Consider the following 18,574-nt stretch of genomic DNA (forward strand, 5'->3'; position numbering starts at 1 on the left):
GCCCCGACTGTCACAACGGTGATCAGATGTGGATCGGCTTGCCCTGAACCGCCATCGCCGCTTCCTTGATCGCTTCGGAATGCGTCGGGTGGGCATGGCAGGTGTAAGCGATGTCTTCGCTAGTCGCGCCGAATTCCATGGCCTGTGCGGCCTGTGCAATCATGGTGCCGGCGACACTTGCGATGCACCACACGCCCAGAACGCGATCGGTTTCCGCGTCCGCGACGATCTTCACGAAACCATCGGGTTCGTGATTGGTCTTGGCGCGGCTGTTGGCCATCATCGGGAACTTGCCGACCTTGACCTTGGCCTTGTCGCCCAGCTTCTCGACCGCTTCTTCCTGCGTCAGACCGACACCGGCGAATTCGGGCCATGTGTAAACAACACCCGGGATGATATCGTGGTTCACGATACCGGTCTGGCCGGCGATGTTTTCGGCACAGGCTATGCCTTCGTCTTCCGCCTTATGGGCGAGCATCGGACCGGGGACGACATCGCCGATGGCCCATACGCCATCGACCTTGGTGCGGAAATCGTGATCGGTTTCGATCTGGCCGCGCTTGTTCACTTCGAGCCCGATCGCGTCGAGGCCGAGGCCATCGGTGTTCGGACGGCGACCGATCGAAACCAGCACACAATCCGCTTCCAGCGTTTCTTCGTCGCCGCCGGCAGCCGGTTCGAGCGTCAGCGTGGCTTTCGAACCATCGACGGTGCACCCGGTGACCTTGGTCGACAGCCGCAGTTCCATGCCCTGCTTCTTGAAGATCTTGGCCGCTTCCTTGCGAACATCGTCATCCATCCCCGGCAGCAGCTTGTCGAGATATTCGACAACGATGACCTCGGCACCAAGACGACGCCAGACCGATCCGAGTTCCAGGCCGATCACGCCCCCACCGATGACGACCATCTTCTTGGGTACGGCCTTGAGCTCGAGAGCGCCGGTGGAATCGACCACCACCTGCTTTTCGTTGTCGACTTCGACGTTGGGTAAGGGGGTAACGGAAGAACCGGTGGCGATGATCACATTCTTGGCGGTAACCGTTTCATCGCCGACCTTGACCGTGTGCGCATCCTGGAAAGTGGCATGGCCTTTCTTCCAGTCGACCTTGTTCTTCTTGAACAGGAATTCGATCCCGCCGGTCAGACCTTTCACCGCGTCGCGGCGCTGTGCGTGCATGGCGTCGAGATTGAGCTTGGGCGTAACTTCGATACCCATCTCCTTCATCGTGCCGTTACTGGCCGCGTCGAAGTATTCAGAGGCGTGCAGCATGGCCTTGGAGGGAATGCAGCCGACGTTGAGGCAGGTGCCACCGAGCGTCTCGCGGCTTTCGGCGCACGCCGTCTTCAGGCCGAGCTGGGCCGCACGAATTGCGGCGACATAGCCACCCGGGCCAGCACCGATGACGAGGACGTCGTAGTCGTATTCTGCCATGATTCGTCTCTGTTAACTTTCGTTGCGTCGCAGACATGGACCGGGTGTTACACGGTCCAAGGGGTAAAAACGGTCCGGGGTGAGCGGACGCAAATCGCAGGTGCCGACCAGATCAAGCGAGTGGGTCATGGCTGGCATCATGGCACTTTTGCCAGTCTGTAGGACAGCCTTTCGCACACACGCACTCCAATCGGCGTTGCTCTTACAGGTCGATCAGCATCCGGGTCGGATCTTCGATCGCTTCCTTGATGATCTTCAGGGCGGTCACCGCTTCCCGACCGTCGATCAGACGGTGATCGTAGGACAGCGCGATATACATCATCGGACGGATGACGATTTCGCCATTCACGACGACCGGGCGATCCTCGATGCGGTGCAGGCCGAGGACGGCGCTCTGCGGCGGATTGATGATCGGGGTCGACATCAGCGAACCGAAGACGCCGCCGTTCGAGATGGTGAAGGTGCCGCCCTTCATGTCGTCCATCGTCAGCGTGCCGTCCTTGGCGCGCTTGCCGAAATCGGCGATGTCCTTTTCGATCTGCGCGAAGCCCTTGTCCTGCGCATCGCGGATGACCGGAACGACCAGACCATTGGGAGCGGACACGGCAACCGAGATATCGACATAGTCGTGATAGACGATCTCATCGCCTTCGATATAGGCGTTGACCGCGGGCACGTCCTTCAGCGCAAGACAGGCCGCCTTGGCGAAAAAGCCCATGAAGCCGAGACGGATGTCGTGCTTCTTGGCGAACATGTCCTTGTACTTGCCGCGTGCTTCCATGACGGCCGACATGTCGACGTCGTTGAACGTCGTCAGCAGCGCAGCATTGTCCTGCGCACCCTTGAGACGCTTGGCGATGGTCTGGCGCATACGCGTCATCTTGACGCGCTCTTCACGGCGCTCGCCCGCGGCCGCTGCCGGTGCGGATGTGCTTTCAGCCGGCTTGCTGCCACCCGACTTCTTGGCTTCCGCCGCAGCGATCACATCTTCCTTGGTCAGGCGGCCGTCCTTGCCGGTGCCCTTGATCGTGGAAGGATCGACGCCGTGTTCGAGCACTGCGCGGCGCACGGCAGGCGATAGCGTTTGCGAACTGTCACCGTCGGTCGCTTCCTTGGCCTGAGCGGGCGCAGCCTTTTCGACGTCCGCATCCGGTTTGTCCGCCTTGGGTGCGTCGTCGCTATCGCCGGAAGATTTTGCCGGAGCGTCGCCTTCTTCGATCACAGCGATCACTGCATTGACTTCGACCGTGTCACCGACGTCGACCTTGAACTCCTTGATCGTGCCGGCAACGGGGGAGGGTGCCTCCACCGCGACCTTGTCGGTTTCCAGGCTGATGATGGGTTCATCGACGGCGACCGCATCGCCGACTTTCTTCAGCAATTCGCCGACGGTCGCTTCGGTGACAGATTCACCCAGCGTAGGAACTTTGACTTCGGTGGCCATATTCTTGCTTTCCCGAATTACTTGCAGTCGCTGCGGACATTGGGCGCCTGACCGTTGAGGCCGAGCGCGATATTGACGAGGGCTTCCTGCTGCACCTGATGGCGGCTGGCGTAACCCGTTGCTGGCGAAGCCGCCACTTCACGGCCGGCGTAGCAGGGGCGCATGCCGGACTTACCCGCAGCCTCTGCAGCCTCTTCGATCAGACGGTCGACGAAGAACCAGGCACCGTTGTTCTTGGGTTCTTCCTGGCACCAGACGATCTGTTCGAGGTTCTTCATGCGTTCGAGGCGAACGGCAAGCGGTTCCCCCGGGAAGGGGTAGAGCTGTTCGATACGCACGATCGAAACATCGTCCAGTTCCGCTTCGTCGCGGCGCTGCATCAGGTCGTAAGCGACCTTGCCGCTGCACAGCACGAGGCGCTTCACCTTCTCGTCGGCAATCTCCTTCATGTCGGACTTTATCCGCATGAAGTGATTGTCGCCCTGGAACTCGCTCGCTTCGGATTTCGCAAGCGGGTGACGCAGAAGGCTCTTCGGCGTCATGATGACCAGCGGTTTACGGAAGTTGCGGAGCATCTGCCGGCGAAGGACGTGGAAGTAGTTCGCCGGGCTGGTGATGTTGCAGACCTGGATGTTGTCGTTCGCGCACAACTGCAGGAAACGTTCGAGGCGGGCCGAACTGTGTTCGGGACCCTGACCTTCATAACCATGCGGAAGCAGAAGCACCAAGCCATTGGCGCGGAGCCATTTTGCTTCGCCGCTGGCGATGAACTGGTCGATGACGATCTGCGCGCCGTTGGCGAAATCGCCGAACTGCGCTTCCCACATCACGAGGCTTTTGGGATCCGCCATGGCGAAACCGTATTCGAAGCCGAGCACGCCATATTCGGACAGCGGGCTGTCATAGACCTCGAACTTGCCGTGCGGCAGCGTGGTCAGCGGGATGTATTTGTGTTCGTCCTTCTGGTCGATCCACACGGCATGGCGCTGGCTGAAGGTACCGCGGCCCGAATCCTGCCCGGACAGGCGCACACCGAACCCTTCGGTCACGAGGCTGCCGAACGCCAATGCCTCGGCGGTGGCCCAATCGAACCCTTCACCGCTGGAGAACATCTCCTCCTTGGCCTTGAGCACGCGGCCCAGGGTTTTGTGGATCGTCAGGTCGCCGGGGATGCCGGTCAGCGTACGGCCGAGGCTGTCGAACAGCTTCTTGTCGATCGCCGTTTCGACATTGCGACGCGCACTTTCCGGATCGGCAGGCTTGTTCATGCCGGACCAGCGACCGCCGAACCAGTCTGCCTGATCGGGCTTGTAGTCCTTGGCCGCCGCAAATTCCTTTTCGAGATGCGCGGTGAACTCGGCGCACAGCCCGTCGGCATAGCCCTTTTCGATCACGCCTTCTTCTTCGAGGCGCTTCGAGTAGAGTTCGCTGACCTTGGGATGCTGACGGATTTCGTCATACATCAGCGGCTGGGTGAACTTGGGCTCGTCGCCCTCGTTATGCCCGAACCGGCGATAGCACCACATGTCGATCACGATATCGCGGCCGAAGGTCTGGCGGTATTCGATCGCCAGCTTGCAGGCGAAGGTTACCGCTTCGGGATCGTCGCCGTTGACGTGGAGGATCGGCGCCTGAACGCCCTTGGCGACATCGCTGGGGTAAGGCGAAGACCGCGCGAATTGCGGGCTGGTCGTGAAACCGATCTGGTTATTGATCACGAAGTGCAGGCAGCCGCCGGTATTGTAACCGCGCACACCCGAGAAGCCGAGACATTCCCACACGATACCCTGGCCAGCGAAGGCAGCATCGCCATGAAGCAGAACGGGCAGAACCTGTTCGTGCTGCTTCAGATCGTCGCGGATGGCCTGCTGTGCGCGGGCCTTGCCGAGCACGACCGGATCGACCGCTTCGAGGTGGCTGGGGTTGGGAACGAGGCTCATGTGAACATCGATCCCGTCGAATTCGCGGTCTGTGCTTGTACCAAGATGGTACTTCACATCGCCCGAACCGCCGACGTCTTCCGGGTTGGCGCTGCCGCCTGAAAATTCGTGGAAGATGACCTTGTAAGGTTTGCCCATGACGTTGGCGAGCACGTTCAGCCGGCCGCGGTGGGCCATGCCGTAGATGATCTCGCGAACACCCTGCTGGCCGCCGTATTTGATGACAGCTTCCAGCGCCGGGATCATGGATTCGCCGCCATCGAGGCCGAAGCGCTTGGTCCCGACGTATTTCTTGCCGAGGAACGATTCATACTGTTCGCCGCGGATAACCGCCGCGAGGATGGCGCGCTTGCCCTCGTCGGTGAACTGGATGGTTTCTTCCGGCGTTTCGAACCGTTCCTGCAGGAAGCGGCGCTCGACGGTGTCCGAAATATGCATGTATTCCAGGCCGACATTGCCGCAATAGGTATGCCGCAACGCATCGTAGAGTTCGCCGATGGTTACCCAGCCGAAGCCGAAGACGCCGCCGACATAGACTTCCAGATCCTCTTCACCCTCGAAGCCGTGGCCCTTGAGCGTGAGGTCTTCGGGAATTTCCCGCTTTGACAGACCGAGGGGGTCGAGGTTGGCGGCAAGATGTCCTCTGACGCGGAACGTGCGGACCAGCATCATTGCACGATTGGAATCGTCCGATGCTTTCTCGAGCGCCTTGTCGTCGAGCTGTTTTCCGGCCTTTTCGGCAGCCTTGGCGACCACCACGCGCATCTGCGTGGGATCGAGCGCGGCGGTAAGATCCGCGCTGCTGTCGACCACTTCGGTCAACCAGGCAGGATTGCTCCAGCTGGGCCCCTGCTGGGGGCCTTCCTGGTCGCCCAGCTCGGGCAGGAAATCATGGCTTTCGTTACCCATCCGGGTCACCTTCTTGCGCCGACCAAATGTCGGCTCCTAATGGCAATGCCTCAGCGGCGCGGACGGTCCCGGGGAGGAGGGTGGCCCGCGCCGGGTATCAGGCAAGTTCCTTGAGCAGCGCGTCGAGCGTGGTGCCAAGTTCGCTGGGCGAAGGTGAAACGCGGATGCCCGCCTTTTCCATCGCTGCGATCTTGTCTTCCGCGCCGCCCTGGCCGCCCGAGACGATGGCACCGGCATGGCCCATGCGGCGGCCCGGAGGCGCCGTACGACCGGCGATGAAGCCGACCATGGGCTTTTCAACGCCTTTCTTCGCCATGTGCGCGACGAATTCTGCGGCTTCTTCTTCGGCGCTGCCGCCGATTTCGCCGATCATGATGATCGACTTGGTTTCGTCGTCCTTGAGGAAGAGTTCGAGCACGTCGATGAAGTTGGTGCCGTTGACCGGGTCGCCGCCGATACCGACTGCAGTGGTCTGGCCGAGGCCGACCATGGTGGTCTGGTGGACGGCTTCATAGGTCAGCGTGCCGGAGCGGCTGACCACGCCGACGCTGCCCTTCTTGAAGATGGAGCCGGGCATGATGCCGATCTTGCATTCGCCGGGCGTCAGGACGCCGGGGCAGTTCGGGCCGATCAGGCGCGACTTCGAACCCTGCAGCGCGCGCTTGACGCGCACCATGTCGAGCACGGGAATGCCTTCGGTGATGGCGACGATCAGTTCCATCTCGGCATCGATTGCCTCGAGGATCGAGTCCGCTGCGAACGGCGGCGGCACGTAGATGCAGGATGCCGTCGCGCCGGTAGCGGCCTTGGCTTCGCCGACGCTGTTGAAGACCGGCAGGTCGATGTGCGTGGTGCCGCCTTTACCGGGCGTTACGCCCGCAACCATCTGCGTGCCATAGGCGAGCGCCTGCTGCGTGTGGAAAGTGCCGGTATCGCCGGTCATCCCCTGGGTGATGACCTTGGTGTTCTTGTCTACGAGAATGCTCATGTGTGTCTTTCCTGTTCGGTGTTTTTCGCCGTTCAGGCGAGCGAGCTGTCCAGGCCCTTGCAGGCTTCCAGCAGTTCTTCGACCGCGTCGGTCGATACCTTGAGGTTGCTCTTTTCCTCATCGCCGAGTTCGATTTCGATCACGTCTTCCGTGCCGCCCGCACCGATCACGGTGGGAACGCCGACGTAAAGACCGTCGAGGCCGTATTTGCCTTCGACGTAGCTGGCGCAGGGCAGGATGCGCTTGCTGTCGCCGAGATAGGCTTCGGCCATGGCGATCGCGCTGGTTGCGGGTGCGTAATAGGCCGAGCCGTTGCCGAGCAGGCCGACGATTTCACCGCCGCCGCCGCGGGTGCGCTTGACGATCTCGTCGAGGCGGTCTTCCGACACGCCCTTGATCTTGGCCATGTCCTTCACCGGAATGCCGTTGATCGTCGAATAGGACAGGACCGGGACCATGGTGTCGCCGTGGCCGCCGAGAACGAAGGCGTTCACGTCCTTCACCGAAACGTCGAATTCCCAGGCGAGGAAAGTGGCGAAACGCGCGCTGTCGAGTACGCCGGCCATGCCGACGACCTTGTTGTGCGGCAGGCCGGAAAATTCGCGCAGCGCCCAGACCATCGCGTCGAGCGGGTTGGTGATGCAGATCACGAATGCGTCGGGGCAGTTGTTCTTGATGCCTTCGCCGACCGCCTTCATCACCTTGAGGTTGATGCCGAGCAGGTCGTCGCGGCTCATGCCGGGCTTGCGCGGAACGCCGGCGGTGACGATCACGACATCCGCGCCGGCGATGTCGGCATAGTCATTGGTGCCGGTGATCTTCGCGTCGAAACCCTCGATCGGGCCGCACTGCGACAGGTCGAGCGCCTTGCCCTGCGGCATGCCTTCGGCAATGTCGAACAGGACGATGTCGCCCATTTCCTTCTTCGCGGCGAGGTGGGCGAGCGTGCCGCCGATCATGCCGGAGCCGATAAGGGCGATCTTCTTGCGTGCCATTGGGGGTAGCGTCCTTGTTCCTGCCATGCGGGACAGCGATGTTACCCGGACCATGAATGGGCCATGCATCAAGTGTCCCGCAAAGGAAGCATGGCACCGGTCGATTGCGAGAGCGACCTAGGCGCGCCAACACGGGAATGCAACCGGCAAACGGCACACGCAGAAAACTATCTTTGCAAATGGTTCGCAATTGCAATAGGCTGGTAGGCTCGGCTCGTTGCGCAAGCTAATTTCAGAACGATAATCCCCTTCTTTCGCGAAGTTGGTCAAGCCGTTCCGTGACTGCGCGTATCGTTGTTTTGTGACGATCTGTCTTCGGCCAGCAGCAGCGACGCCTGATACGCCGGAATGGCGCGGCTGAAGTGATACCCTTGTCCAAGTGTACAGCCCGCAAACCGAACAGCCTTGACCTGTTCGGTGGTTTCCAGGCCCTCGGCCACGATTTCGATGCCGAGCGTGCGGCCCATCTGCGAAACTGCGCGGATGATTGCATCGCTCTTGCGACCGGCCTGTGCGCCCGACACGAAACTGCGATCGACCTTGATCTTCGAAAACGGCCATTGGTTTATATAGCTCAGCGAAGAGTAACCCGTTCCGAAATCGTCGAGCGCAAACCGAACTCCGGCACGCGCAAGATCTTCGATGAACATCGCGATGCTCGGGCTGTCTTCCAGAAACACGTTTTCGGTAATTTCAAGCTCGAGACGGTCCGGCGACAGGCCCGCATCTCTGATCGCGCTGAGAATACCCAGAGCCGCGCCCGGAGCCTTAATCTGCATCGGCGAAAGATTGACCGCGACGGATATATCGTCGGGCCAGGCTGCGGCCGCCCGCGCGGCTTCGCCAGTGAGCCAGTTGCCGAGAGTTACGATTGCGCCGCATTCTTCGGCAACCGGGATGAACTGATCGGGAGGAATTTCTCCCCTCGTCGGGTGGAACCAGCGCGCCAGCGCTTCGAAACAGCGAATGCGCCCCGTATCCAGATCGACGATCGGCTGAAAGTAGACGGACAGTTCATGCCGCGAGAGCGCAAGGCGAAGTTCCGTCTCGATCTTTCGGCGATGGGTCAGGTCCCGCGTCATCGATGCGGTGAAGAATCGAATTTGGGATCGTCCGGCGACTTTGGCCTCATACAGCGCCATATCCGCATGGCGCATCAGTTGATCTGCCGTCACGCCATCGTCCGGCATCAAGGCGATGCCGATTGATGCGCCCATTTCAAGCCGCTCCCCATCGACTTGCAGCGGGCGCATGACCTCGAGCAGGAGCGTGCTGGCCATGACAGACGCGGCGTTGCGGTCGGCTATCTGGCAGGCAATGACGAACTCGTCACCGGCGAAGCGAGCGACGATACCGTCTTCGCCGACCAGCGCGGCGACCCGCGCGCCGATAGTGTGCAGAACCTCATCACCTGCTTGATGACCTTTGAGATCGTTGACTTCCTTGAATCTGTCCAGGTCGATCCAGAAAATACCAGCCCGACCGTCAACATCTGCCGCCGAGATGACGCCAGGCAAGAGGCGGTCCAGCCCAAGACGATTGGAAAGCCCGGTTACCGTGTCGGTCAGCGCGAAGGTTTCCATTTCCGCTGCCAGCGCTGCGCTGCGGTCAGCCGCGTCGAGGGATTCGTGCAAGGTGCGAAAGATGGAGGTGACGATCGAGTACATTGCGGGAAAGAGAAGAGCGATGGTTATCGCAAGACATGCCCCGGCGATCGAACCATGGGCGATGGACGCGATGACTATGGGTGTCGACACCAGCGTCAACTGGCCCAGAGCTATAGCCGGACGCGCGGCGTTGTGCGCGCAGATGCCTATGCCGTAGCCCAGCGCATTCGAAATGATCAGGACCTGCGCCATCGCATCGATGTCGAGCGCGATGGCCGATGCAGCCACAGTGCCGAGGATGAGGCTGAAGCCGAACGCGCCGAACTTGTAAGCGAATTCAAGCTGGGCCGCACTTATCTCTTCCGGGCGCTTCGCCAGGTGACGAGAGTTGACAATGCGCAGGACGGCGATGCTGCTGAGCAGAAAGACAAGTGAATAGAGGAGGGCGCTACCGGACAGATACGCCACGACCGTGCTCGAGATGGTGCAGTTCAGGGCGCCTACTGCAAGGGCCGTGCGCCGGTCATAGAGAGAACGAATGAGAGAGTTGCGAGCTTTCTCGCTCAACGGATCTGTCGACGACGCGTGGGCGACGTACCGCTTCAAATCGAATGACCCGCTTCGCTCACCCATGGCAAGCCGTTTAAGGGGCATCCATCATATTTCAGTTAACGGTAACACGTGGATTTTCCGGAGTTATACGGGGGATATGCTCGCCAGCAACGACTTGATGGCAAGCTGCTCATCAAGACGTCTGGCCAGCCCGCGATCGAGCGTTCGGCAGATGCCGAGCCACCAGTCGTAACTTTCGGTGTCGTCGGCCGCATGGGCGTGTTCAGCCTGCTGCGCTGCAACTTTCGCCGCGCTCAGCCCATGGTTCGCAAAGTGCTTCAGCGCTGCATGCATCACGCCATCGACAGGGGAAGCGGTGGCGACCATCTGCGCTGCCCCGGCATTGTCGTTCGCCGCGCGCGAGTGCGCTTTGCGAGCCAGTGCCCGGGCAATCGGCGAATGAGCGGTGGAACGTGCGGCAGCGAAATGGACCGGCATGCCATGGTCTCCTCAGGGGGGCTGGGCTGTTGAACCCCCTCATGGCCGAAGCACGCTAAACTTCGGTTCCGCAGCATGGTTGTGGAGACGTAAAGGATTGCCTTCGTGTTGGCCCGCAAGCCTATTTTTTCCCGGGCTCGTTGATCCATTTGCCTGAATTGGCATACTCCTCGCGAACCCTGCCGGATTGCGGAAGCTTGTCGGCTGGAGCTGCGGCGGCGGGCGCCCCAACCGGCGCATCCGGTTCGGTACTGATACCGATAGCGGCATTGGACGGAGGGGTAGGCTGTACAGGGCCGGGGACGTCCGCTTCCGCGCGCCGAACGTTGGGGGCGGCAAGCGGCTCCGCGCCGGCATAGTCGTCGGTAAAGGCACCGGCGGTTCCGGCCCCGCCTTTCCAGCGATAGAAACGGTGCGCGCCGATGGCACCGATATAGTCGAGGCTGGCGGCCCAATAGGGGTTCACGTAATTGGTGTGGTAATGTGTGGCCAGGCCGACGGGCTTGTAAACCTCGCCCGCCAAGGCACCCAGCGCTACGGATTGGGCCACCGCCCACCCCCGGCGGGAAGGGGTGCGCGCCAGTGATCCGTCGCAGGTGAAGCTGAACTGGCAGCCCGTCTTGCGTTCCGACCCCTGAAACACCACACCGCAGATGCTGGCGGGATAGGCGGGATGTGCAACCCGGTTCAGGACCACTTGCGCCACCGCTTGTTGGCCCGACAGGCTTTCGCTGGCGGCTTCGTAGTACACGGCCATGGAAAGGCACTGCAATGCGCGCGCCTTGTCGATCCCGTTGCCCGTCTGGCGAAATGCCTGTGCCGCTGCACCCGCGCCATGACTTTGTGCAAATTCGACGGTTTCAAGCGTCCCTTCGCTCTTGCGAAGGTCGGCGATATCTGTGGCAAGGCGCGGGGCATCTTCGAGGTAATAGAAGGCCGATCCAGGAAAGCTTTCGCCAGCCGTTTCGAACGGCATGGGCGTCAAGGGTACGCGTTCGTCGCCCAGGCCAATCGCGCTTCTGAAATCGGACCATTCGCCTTGCGCAGCCACGGTCGGAAGAGCGATGGCAGCGCCAAGAATACCGAGGCGGGTCACCAGTTTACGGCGATCCTGCAATCTTGCGGCCCGGCGTTGAGCGCGCGGCGAGGCGACGTGCAGCGCACGGTCCTTGTTCCCGGCCAACACTTCCAATCCGCTCAAACTGCGTCCTTCTTTAAGGAACTGCCCATAGCCTATACCCGGTAAGGCCGACAGATGTGTGCGATCGCCATCCCGCAACGGGACGGGATTCGATGGCGCCCTATAACAGCAAAACTTAATGAAGTTGCGTCTTGTGCAACGACACATTGCGCAGTAGTCGGCGCCGCGAGTCACGGGTTGGCCTGTTTGCGCAGGCCCGAAGAGGGAAGAGGGTGCAAGCCCCTCGCTGCTCCCGCAACTGTGACCGGGGAGGTCCGCTCCATATGCCACTGCGAAAGCGGGAAGGCGGAACAGGGCCGCTGATCCGGGAGCCAGGAGACCTGCCCATGACCGTCGTTCGGCTGCAGGGCGGGGTGTACCTGTAGCAAACGTGGATGGAGCGTTTCGGCTCCCTCCCGTCATGGGCGGCATTTCGTTCATGACAGGAGGTTACGTGTATAAATATCTGCTTTTGATTTCCGCTTCGGCAGTACCTGGCGCAGCGTATGCGCAGACTGCCAGCGAGCAGGCGCTCGAGGAAATCATCGCCGCCCAGGACGAGGCAAACGAGGCTGGCGATCAGCAAGCGACTGTGGGCAGCTATCGCAGCTCGGCCCCGGCCGAGGCGATCATCACGGTCACGGCCAACGGCCTCGGCACCGATCTGCGCAATACCGGCCAGTCGGTCACCGTCATCGGACGGGAAGAGATCGAAACCATTCAGGGTGCCGATCCGGCACGCGCACTTGCGCGCGTTCCCGGTCTGTCGCTGTCGCGTAGCGGGGGTGTCGGTACGGTAACCAGCGTGAACGTGCGCGGCGCCAATCCCGACCAGCTTCTGGTACTGGTCGACGGCGTGCGCGTGGCCGACCAGGCGAGCCCTTCGGGCGGCTTCGATTTCGGCAATCTGCTGCTCGGCACAGCCGGCAAGATCGATGTTCTGCGCGGATCGAACAGCACGATCTGGGGATCGGAAGCCGTGGGCGGGGTGATCGACATCTCGACGCGGGCCGAACGCGGCATGACTGCCAGCGTCGAGTACGGCTCGCGAGACACGCTGTTTGCCAGCGCCGCTGCCGGAGCAGGCAATGACAATGCCTTTATCGGCCTGACCGGGTCATGGTTCGAGACCGACGGATTTTCCGCAGCCGCATCGGGCACGGAAGCCGACGGATCGAAGCAATTCGCTATCGGCTCCAGCGCCTTCCTCAATCTGACCCCCAGCCTCGAGCTGTTCGCGCATGGTAATTTTGCAGAAGGCGACGTCGAAATCGATGGCTTTCCCGCACCCAACTTCGTCCTCGCCGATACCGACGATACGCAAAAAACCACGCGTTACTGGGGCGATGTCGGCCTTGCCTATTACGGCAACGACCTGACCCTGCGCGCTGCGTACAGCCTGTCCGATACCAAGCGCGCCAATCGCGATGGTTCCGGGGCGGAGACTTTCGCCAGCGACGGCCGCTCCGATCGCATCTCGCTGCGCGGTGAATACCGCTTGCTGGGTGGCCTCTCGCTGGCTTTCGGAGGCGATCATGAATGGACCGAGTTTGAAACGAGCTTCGACACGGCCGCCGAAACCGAAATCAGCGGCGCCTATGCGCAGCTCGGCTGGGTGATGGGCCGTCTGGCCGTCCATGGCGGTGCGCGCGTGGACGATCACGAACAGTTCGGCACGCATGTCAGCTTCGGCGGCGATGTGAGCTACGGCTTTGGCGACGACTGGCGCGTGCGCGGTAGCGTGGGCGAAGGTTTCAAGGCACCGACACTGTACCAGCTGCTCTCGTTCTACGGGAATACGGAGCTCGAACCTGAAGAAAGCACCAGCTACGATCTGGGCGTCGAGAAAGGGCAGCGGGGCTCAGGTCTGCACCTCGCGCTGACGGGCTTCCGCCGCGACAGCGACAATCTGATCGGGTTCGGCGTTACGCCTGAAAGACCTTCCGGCGTGTACCTGAACACCGCCCGCGCCCGCGCGCAGGGCATCGAAGCGGAGGCAGGCTTCGATCTTGCACCCGGCCTTCGCCTTGCCGGCATATATTCCTATGTCGATGCGGAAGATCGTATGACCGATCTCGATCTGGCGCGGCGACCCAAGCATTTCGGTACCATTTACGGCGACTGGATCAGCGATTTCGGTCTCGGCCTCGGGGCGGATCTGCGCCTCGTGGGTGCAAGCTGGGATAATGCTTCCAACACCGTTCGCCTCGAAGGATACGAGTTGCTCGATGTGCGGGCATCCTTCGGCCTGGGCGACAATCTGGAACTGTTTGGCCGCGTCGAGAACGTGTTCGACACCGATTACCAGACGGTTGCAGGATATGGGACGGCTGGCCGCAGCGTCTTCGGCGGGATCAGGGCGAAGATGTGAAACCGCTGCTCGCCGCATCGGTCCTGTTCCTTGCCGCATGTGCGCAGGGCGGGGCCGATGCGCCGACGGCTGGGGCGCGGCCGACCATCGTCAGCCTGAACCCCTGCACCGATGCGATCCTTGCCGATGTGACGGCGCCGGGACAATTGCTGGCGATATCCCATTACAGCAAGGATCCACGATCGAGCTCGATGCCGGCAGAGCAGGCGTCGCGATACCGCGCCACCGGCGGCACGGTCGAAGAGGTTCTCGCGCTCGATCCGGATGTGGTCGTGGCGGGAAGCTTTATCGCGCCCGCAACGCGCGCCGCGCTGGAAGATCTGGGCATGCAGGTCGTGACTTTCGGCATAGCCAGTGATGTCGCCTCGAGCGAGGAGCAGATCCGGGAACTGGCTTCTCTGGCCGGCGATCGGCAAGCGGGGCAGCGCCTGATCGAACGGATCGAAACGGCGCTCACCGAAGCAGAGGCGCCGGACGGGCGCGCCGTCGACGTTCTCCTGTGGCAGCCCGGCGGAATTGTCGCGGGCGAGCAATCGCTGGTGAGCGACCTGCTTGCCCGTACCGGCTTCACGAACGGAGCGCCGGCCCGTGGGCTGTCCCAGGCCGACTATGTGGCGCTCGAAGATGTGGTTGCCGCGCCGCCGCAGGTGTTGCTGGTTGCAGGCGGCGACCTTGGCCAGCAGCACCCAGTGCTGGACCGGCTGCCTCATATGCGGCGCGAACGCTTCGATACCAGCCTGCTTTACTGCGGCGGTCCGACGATCATCCGTGCCGCTCGTCGACTGGCGGAGATACGGAGCACAATATCGTGAACCGCGCGACTTTGATCTTCGGCGGGTTGCTCATCGTTGCGCTTCCGCTTTCGCTGCTGGCGGGGCGGGTCTGGCTCGATCCGGCCAGCACGCCCAACGCCGCGCTCATCCTTGCAGAGCTGCGTCTGCCGCGCGCCCTGCTGGCTTTAGTCGTGGGCGCGGGATTGGGAGCGGGCGGGGCAGCCATGCAGGGCTATCTGCGCAATCCGCTGGCCGACCCCGGTCTTTTCGGGATCGCCCCGGGCGCGGCGCTGGGTGCCGTGGCGGCGCTATGGTTCGGCTATGCCGCTTCGCCGTGGCTGCTTCCCGCATTCGCCCTGATCGGGGCGGGCGGGGCGATGGCGTTGCTGGCGGCGATTGCCGGACGCACGGGCGGGATCGCGCTGTTCACACTCGCCGGGCTCATGGTTGCGAGCCTCGCCGGCGCATTGACGGCGCTTGCGATCAGCATGGCGCCCAATGCTTTCGCCATGAGCGAGATCGTGATGTGGCTGAACGGCGCGCTGACCGACCGGAGCTGGCGCGAGGTGTGGCTAGCCACCCCGCTCGTGGCGCTGGGCGTGCTTCTGCTCTGGCGGAGCGGGAAATCGCTGGATGCGCTCACACTGGGGGAACCTGTCGCCCGGTCCCTTGGGGTCGAACCCCGGCGGCTGCTCTGGCTGCTGATCGTGGGCATAGGGCTGACGGTCGGCGCAGGCGTCGCGGTGGCCGGTATCATCGGCTTCGTCGGCCTGATCGTGCCCCATCTGGTTCGGCCCTTCACCGATAGCCGGCCCTCGCAGCTCATCGTGCCGAGCGCATTGGCCGGGGCCCTGCTGGTTCTGGTCGCGGATAGCGTCGTACGCATATTGCCACTGGTGACGGAACTGCGGCTGGGCATCGCACTGAGCCTCCTTGGCGCTCCGTTCTTTCTCTGGTTGCTGCTGCGCATGCGCAGGGGGCTGGCATGATGCTCGCGGCACGGGAAGTCTCCGTCGACAAGCGTCTGTCCCGCATCTCGCTCGAACTTGCGCCGGGATCGATCACGGCGATCTGCGGGCCAAACGGTGCGGGTAAATCGACCTTGCTCGAAGCGCTCGCGGGCTTGCTGGTGCCCGATGATGGAATGGTGGCCTTCGACGGGGTGGATGCTTCCACAAAGTCACCACGGGACCGAGCAAAGTGTATCGGCTATCTCCCCCAAGCGCATGAGATTGCCTGGGATGTTCCAGTTCGCAGCCTGGTCGAACTCGGGCGCATGCCGCATGGCGATCGCCTGTCCGGGCCGGTCGATGCCGCTCTGGACGCGCTCGACATCGCACAGCTTTCGCATCGCCGGGCGCAATCGCTGTCGGGCGGCGAAACGGCCCGCGTGTTGCTGGCCCGTGTCCTGGCGGGCGAACCGCAATGGATCCTTGCCGACGAGCCGCTGGCTGCGCTCGACATCGCCCACCAACTCACCTTGCTGCGCCATCTTCGCGATGCTGCCGACAAGGGGGCGGGCGTCGTTCTTGTCCTGCACGATCTGGCGCACGCCATGAACCACGCCGACCGGGTGGTCGTGCTCGATGCCGGCGAACTTGCCGCCGATGGCAGATGCGAAGACGCGCTCGACCCACGAGTGATCGAGCGCGTCTGGAAAGTTCCCGTCCGGTGGATCGGCGAACCGAACCACCGGGCGTTGATCAGCGGCTGATTATCCGGCTGTATCTGCCGGCAGCGCGCCGTCCGATACTTCGCTGTCCGCAGCTTCGTCGCCCGGGACAAGGCCCCGCGCTTCAAGCATCGGCGTAACGTCCGGATCGCGTCCCGCAAAGTTCCGGAACATTTCGAAGTAATCCATCGTGCCGCCAGTGCTCAGCACGGTTTCGCGATAGTGGTCGCCATTCGCGCGGGTAAGCCCCCCGTTTTCCATGAACCACTTGCGGCTGTCGCGGTCGAGCATTTCGGTCCACAGATAGCTGTAATAGCCTGCCGAATAGCCGGCCGGACCGCTGAAGATGTGGTTGAAATAGGTCGAACGGTAGCGTGGCGGAACCAGGTCGATTTCAAGGCCGAGTTCTTCGAGCGACTTGCGTTCGAATTCGGTAACCTTGGCTGGCGTGTTGATCGCTTCGGCCTGTTCCTTCGATAGCGCCGCCCACTTCATGTCGAGCAGTGCCGCTTCCACGGTTTCACCGAAGTCGTAACCCTGGTTGAACTTCGCGGCCGCTTCGATCTTGGTGATCATTTCGGAGGGGATCGGCTCGCCCGTGCGATAGTGCTTGGCATAGTTGGACAGCACTTCGGGGTAGGTGGCCCAAACCTCGTTCACCTGGCTCGGATATTCAACGAAGTCACGCGCCACGGCGGTGCCGGACAGGCTGGGATAGGTCTGGTTGGCGAAGAAGCCGTGCAGAGCGTGGCCGAATTCATGGAACATGGTGTTCACATTGTCGAAGCTGACCAGCTGGACTTCGCCCGCTGGCGCCTTCGGAATGTTCAGCACGTTGTAGATCACCGGCTTGGTGTTCCACAGCTTGCTCTGGTCGACGAAGTTGCTCATCCAGGCGCCGCCGCGCTTCGACGGGCGCTGGAACGGGTCGAAGTAGAAGATGCCCAGTTCGCTGCCATCGCGGTCGAACACGGTGTAGGTCCACACATCGGGGTGATAAACCGGCAGGTCCGTGCGGCGTTCGAACCTCAGGCCGTACAGCTTGTTCGCGGCATAGAACACGCCGTCTTCCAGCACCTTGTCGAGCTGGAAATACTCGGTCATCGCGTCTTCATCGAGGTCGTAGCGAGCTGCCTTCACCTTGTTGGCGTAGCGATACCAGTCCCACGGCTTCACTTCGAAATTGCCGCCATCGGCCTTGATCGCCTCGTCCAGCATGGCTGCTTCGCGCCGCTGCGTTGCGGCGAGGGCAGGGACCATGCGTTTCATGAAGCCAAGCGCTGTGGCAGGCTTTTCGGCCATGCGATCCCACATGGCATAGGTTGCCCAGTCGGGTTCGCCGAACAGCGATGCCTTTTCGGCGCGCAGCGCGGCAATCTTGGCCACCAGCGGACGGGTATCGATGTCGGTGGTGCCGTCTGCACGGTGATAGGAAGCCATAAACAGCTTCTCGCGCGCGGCGCGATTGGTCATATTCGGCAACAGCGGCTGCTGCGTGGTGTTCTGCAGCGCAATCGCATATTTGCCGGGATGGCCCTTTTCGGCAGCAAAATCGGCGGCCGACTTGATGTCGGATTCCGAAAGGCCGGCTAGTTCTTCGCGTGTGTCGAAGATGACCGGCTGATCGGCCATGGCTGCGCGTGCTTCCTGGCCGAATTCGGTCGTGATTTCGGACAGCTCGGAATTGATTTCCTTCACCCGTGCACGCTGTGCGTCGGTCAGCAGGGCGCCGGCGTGAACCATGCCTTCATAGGTATCTTCGAGCAGCTTGGCGTCTTCGCGCGTCATCGCCATTGCGGCGCGATTGTCATACACGGCTTTCACCCGGGCGAAGAGCTCGGGGTTGAGCGTGATGGAATCGGAATGTGCGGTCAGCTTGGGGCTGATCTCCGTATTGATTTCGTCCAGCCGGTCGGTCGTGTTCGATCCGGTCAGGGCGAAGAAGACGGTGGCGACGCGGCCCAGCATCCGGCCCGACTTTTCGAGCGCAACGATCGTGTTGGAGAATGTCGGCGCTTCGGGGTTGTTGATGATGGCATCGATTTCAGCCTTGTGGATCGCCATGCCCTGCTCGAACGCGGGGATGTAATCGTCTTCGGAAATCTTGCTGAAATCGGGCGCGTGGAACGGCAGGGTGCTGTCGGAAGCGAAATATCCGGTTCCCTGCGGTATGTTTGCGCCCGCGGTGTTGGCGTCTGCCATGGTTTCGATTT

General features: G+C 62.0%; 13 protein-coding genes and 1 riboswitch. Of the genes, 4 read left to right on the forward strand and 9 right to left on the reverse strand.

Going from position 1 to position 18,574, the window contains the following annotated elements; all coding sequences use genetic code 11:
• Nucleotides 1–22: 22 nt before the first annotated feature.
• The 8 genes from lpdA to ACIGGE_RS11240 all read right to left on the reverse strand — a co-directional run bounded on the left by lpdA (nt 23) and on the right by ACIGGE_RS11240 (nt 11,566).
• On the reverse strand, nt 23–1,432 hold the full coding sequence (gene lpdA, locus ACIGGE_RS11205) for a dihydrolipoyl dehydrogenase (protein ID WP_397490384.1): 1,410 nt from the start codon (nt 1,430–1,432) through the stop codon (nt 23–25).
• Between the two features lie 202 nt (nt 1,433–1,634).
• A complete protein-coding gene (gene odhB, locus ACIGGE_RS11210; protein ID WP_301642612.1) occupies nt 1,635–2,876 on the reverse strand; it encodes a 2-oxoglutarate dehydrogenase complex dihydrolipoyllysine-residue succinyltransferase in 1,242 nt (413 codons plus the stop codon).
• A gap of 17 nt (nt 2,877–2,893) precedes the next feature.
• Nucleotides 2,894–5,725: a 2-oxoglutarate dehydrogenase E1 component gene (locus ACIGGE_RS11215; RefSeq protein WP_397490385.1), complete on the reverse strand. Its 2,832-nt coding sequence runs from the start codon at nt 5,723–5,725 to the stop codon at nt 2,894–2,896.
• A gap of 97 nt (nt 5,726–5,822) precedes the next feature.
• Nucleotides 5,823–6,713: a succinate--CoA ligase subunit alpha gene (gene sucD, locus ACIGGE_RS11220; RefSeq protein WP_103023228.1), complete on the reverse strand. Its 891-nt coding sequence runs from the start codon at nt 6,711–6,713 to the stop codon at nt 5,823–5,825.
• A 32-nt stretch (nt 6,714–6,745) separates the two neighbouring features.
• The gene (gene mdh, locus ACIGGE_RS11225) at nt 6,746–7,708 is read right to left on the reverse strand and encodes a malate dehydrogenase (protein ID WP_222827243.1); all 963 of its coding nucleotides are present in this window, start codon (nt 7,706–7,708) and stop codon (nt 6,746–6,748) included.
• 266 nt (nt 7,709–7,974) lie between these two features.
• The gene (locus ACIGGE_RS11230; protein WP_397490386.1) at nt 7,975–9,882 is read right to left on the reverse strand and encodes a putative bifunctional diguanylate cyclase/phosphodiesterase; all 1,908 of its coding nucleotides are present in this window, start codon (nt 9,880–9,882) and stop codon (nt 7,975–7,977) included.
• Nucleotides 9,883–10,011: 129 nt separating this feature from the next.
• Entirely contained in the window at nt 10,012–10,365 is a 354-nt protein-coding gene (locus tag ACIGGE_RS11235; protein WP_103023231.1) for a hypothetical protein, read from the reverse strand.
• Nucleotides 10,366–10,486: 121 nt separating this feature from the next.
• The gene (locus tag ACIGGE_RS11240) at nt 10,487–11,566 is read right to left on the reverse strand and encodes a cell wall hydrolase (protein WP_397490387.1); all 1,080 of its coding nucleotides are present in this window, start codon (nt 11,564–11,566) and stop codon (nt 10,487–10,489) included.
• A gap of 157 nt (nt 11,567–11,723) precedes the next feature.
• Nucleotides 11,724–11,909, forward strand: a riboswitch (cobalamin riboswitch).
• 90 nt (nt 11,910–11,999) lie between these two features.
• On the opposite strand from ACIGGE_RS11240, the gene ACIGGE_RS11245 reads away from it, so the two are divergent.
• From ACIGGE_RS11245 to ACIGGE_RS11260, 4 genes are read left to right on the forward strand one after another with little or no spacing between them, the layout of a single operon-like run.
• Nucleotides 12,000–13,916 carry a TonB-dependent receptor plug domain-containing protein gene (locus ACIGGE_RS11245; RefSeq protein WP_397490388.1) on the forward strand — a complete coding sequence of 639 codons (1,917 nt, stop codon included), beginning with the start codon at nt 12,000–12,002 and terminating at the stop codon, nt 13,914–13,916.
• Nucleotides 13,913–14,728: an ABC transporter substrate-binding protein gene (locus ACIGGE_RS11250; RefSeq protein WP_397490389.1), complete on the forward strand. Its 816-nt coding sequence runs from the start codon at nt 13,913–13,915 to the stop codon at nt 14,726–14,728. Before ACIGGE_RS11245 ends, ACIGGE_RS11250 begins: the two co-directional genes overlap by 4 nt.
• Nucleotides 14,725–15,678 carry a FecCD family ABC transporter permease gene (locus ACIGGE_RS11255; protein WP_397490390.1) on the forward strand — a complete coding sequence of 318 codons (954 nt, stop codon included), beginning with the start codon at nt 14,725–14,727 and terminating at the stop codon, nt 15,676–15,678. Before ACIGGE_RS11250 ends, ACIGGE_RS11255 begins: the two co-directional genes overlap by 4 nt.
• Complete coding sequence (locus ACIGGE_RS11260; RefSeq protein WP_397490391.1) at nt 15,675–16,403, forward strand: ABC transporter ATP-binding protein; 729 nt, start codon at nt 15,675–15,677, stop codon at nt 16,401–16,403. The genes ACIGGE_RS11255 and ACIGGE_RS11260 overlap by 4 nt, the downstream gene beginning before the upstream one ends.
• Here the strand turns inward: ACIGGE_RS11260 and ACIGGE_RS11265 are convergent, their stop codons facing one another.
• On the reverse strand, nt 16,404–18,563 hold the full coding sequence (locus ACIGGE_RS11265; RefSeq protein WP_397490758.1) for a M3 family metallopeptidase: 2,160 nt from the start codon (nt 18,561–18,563) through the stop codon (nt 16,404–16,406).
• Nucleotides 18,564–18,574 lie beyond the last annotated feature (11 nt).

This window comes from Qipengyuania sp. NPDC077410, assembly GCF_044543405.1.
Classification (GTDB): Bacteria; Pseudomonadota; Alphaproteobacteria; order Sphingomonadales; family Sphingomonadaceae; genus Qipengyuania; species Qipengyuania pacifica.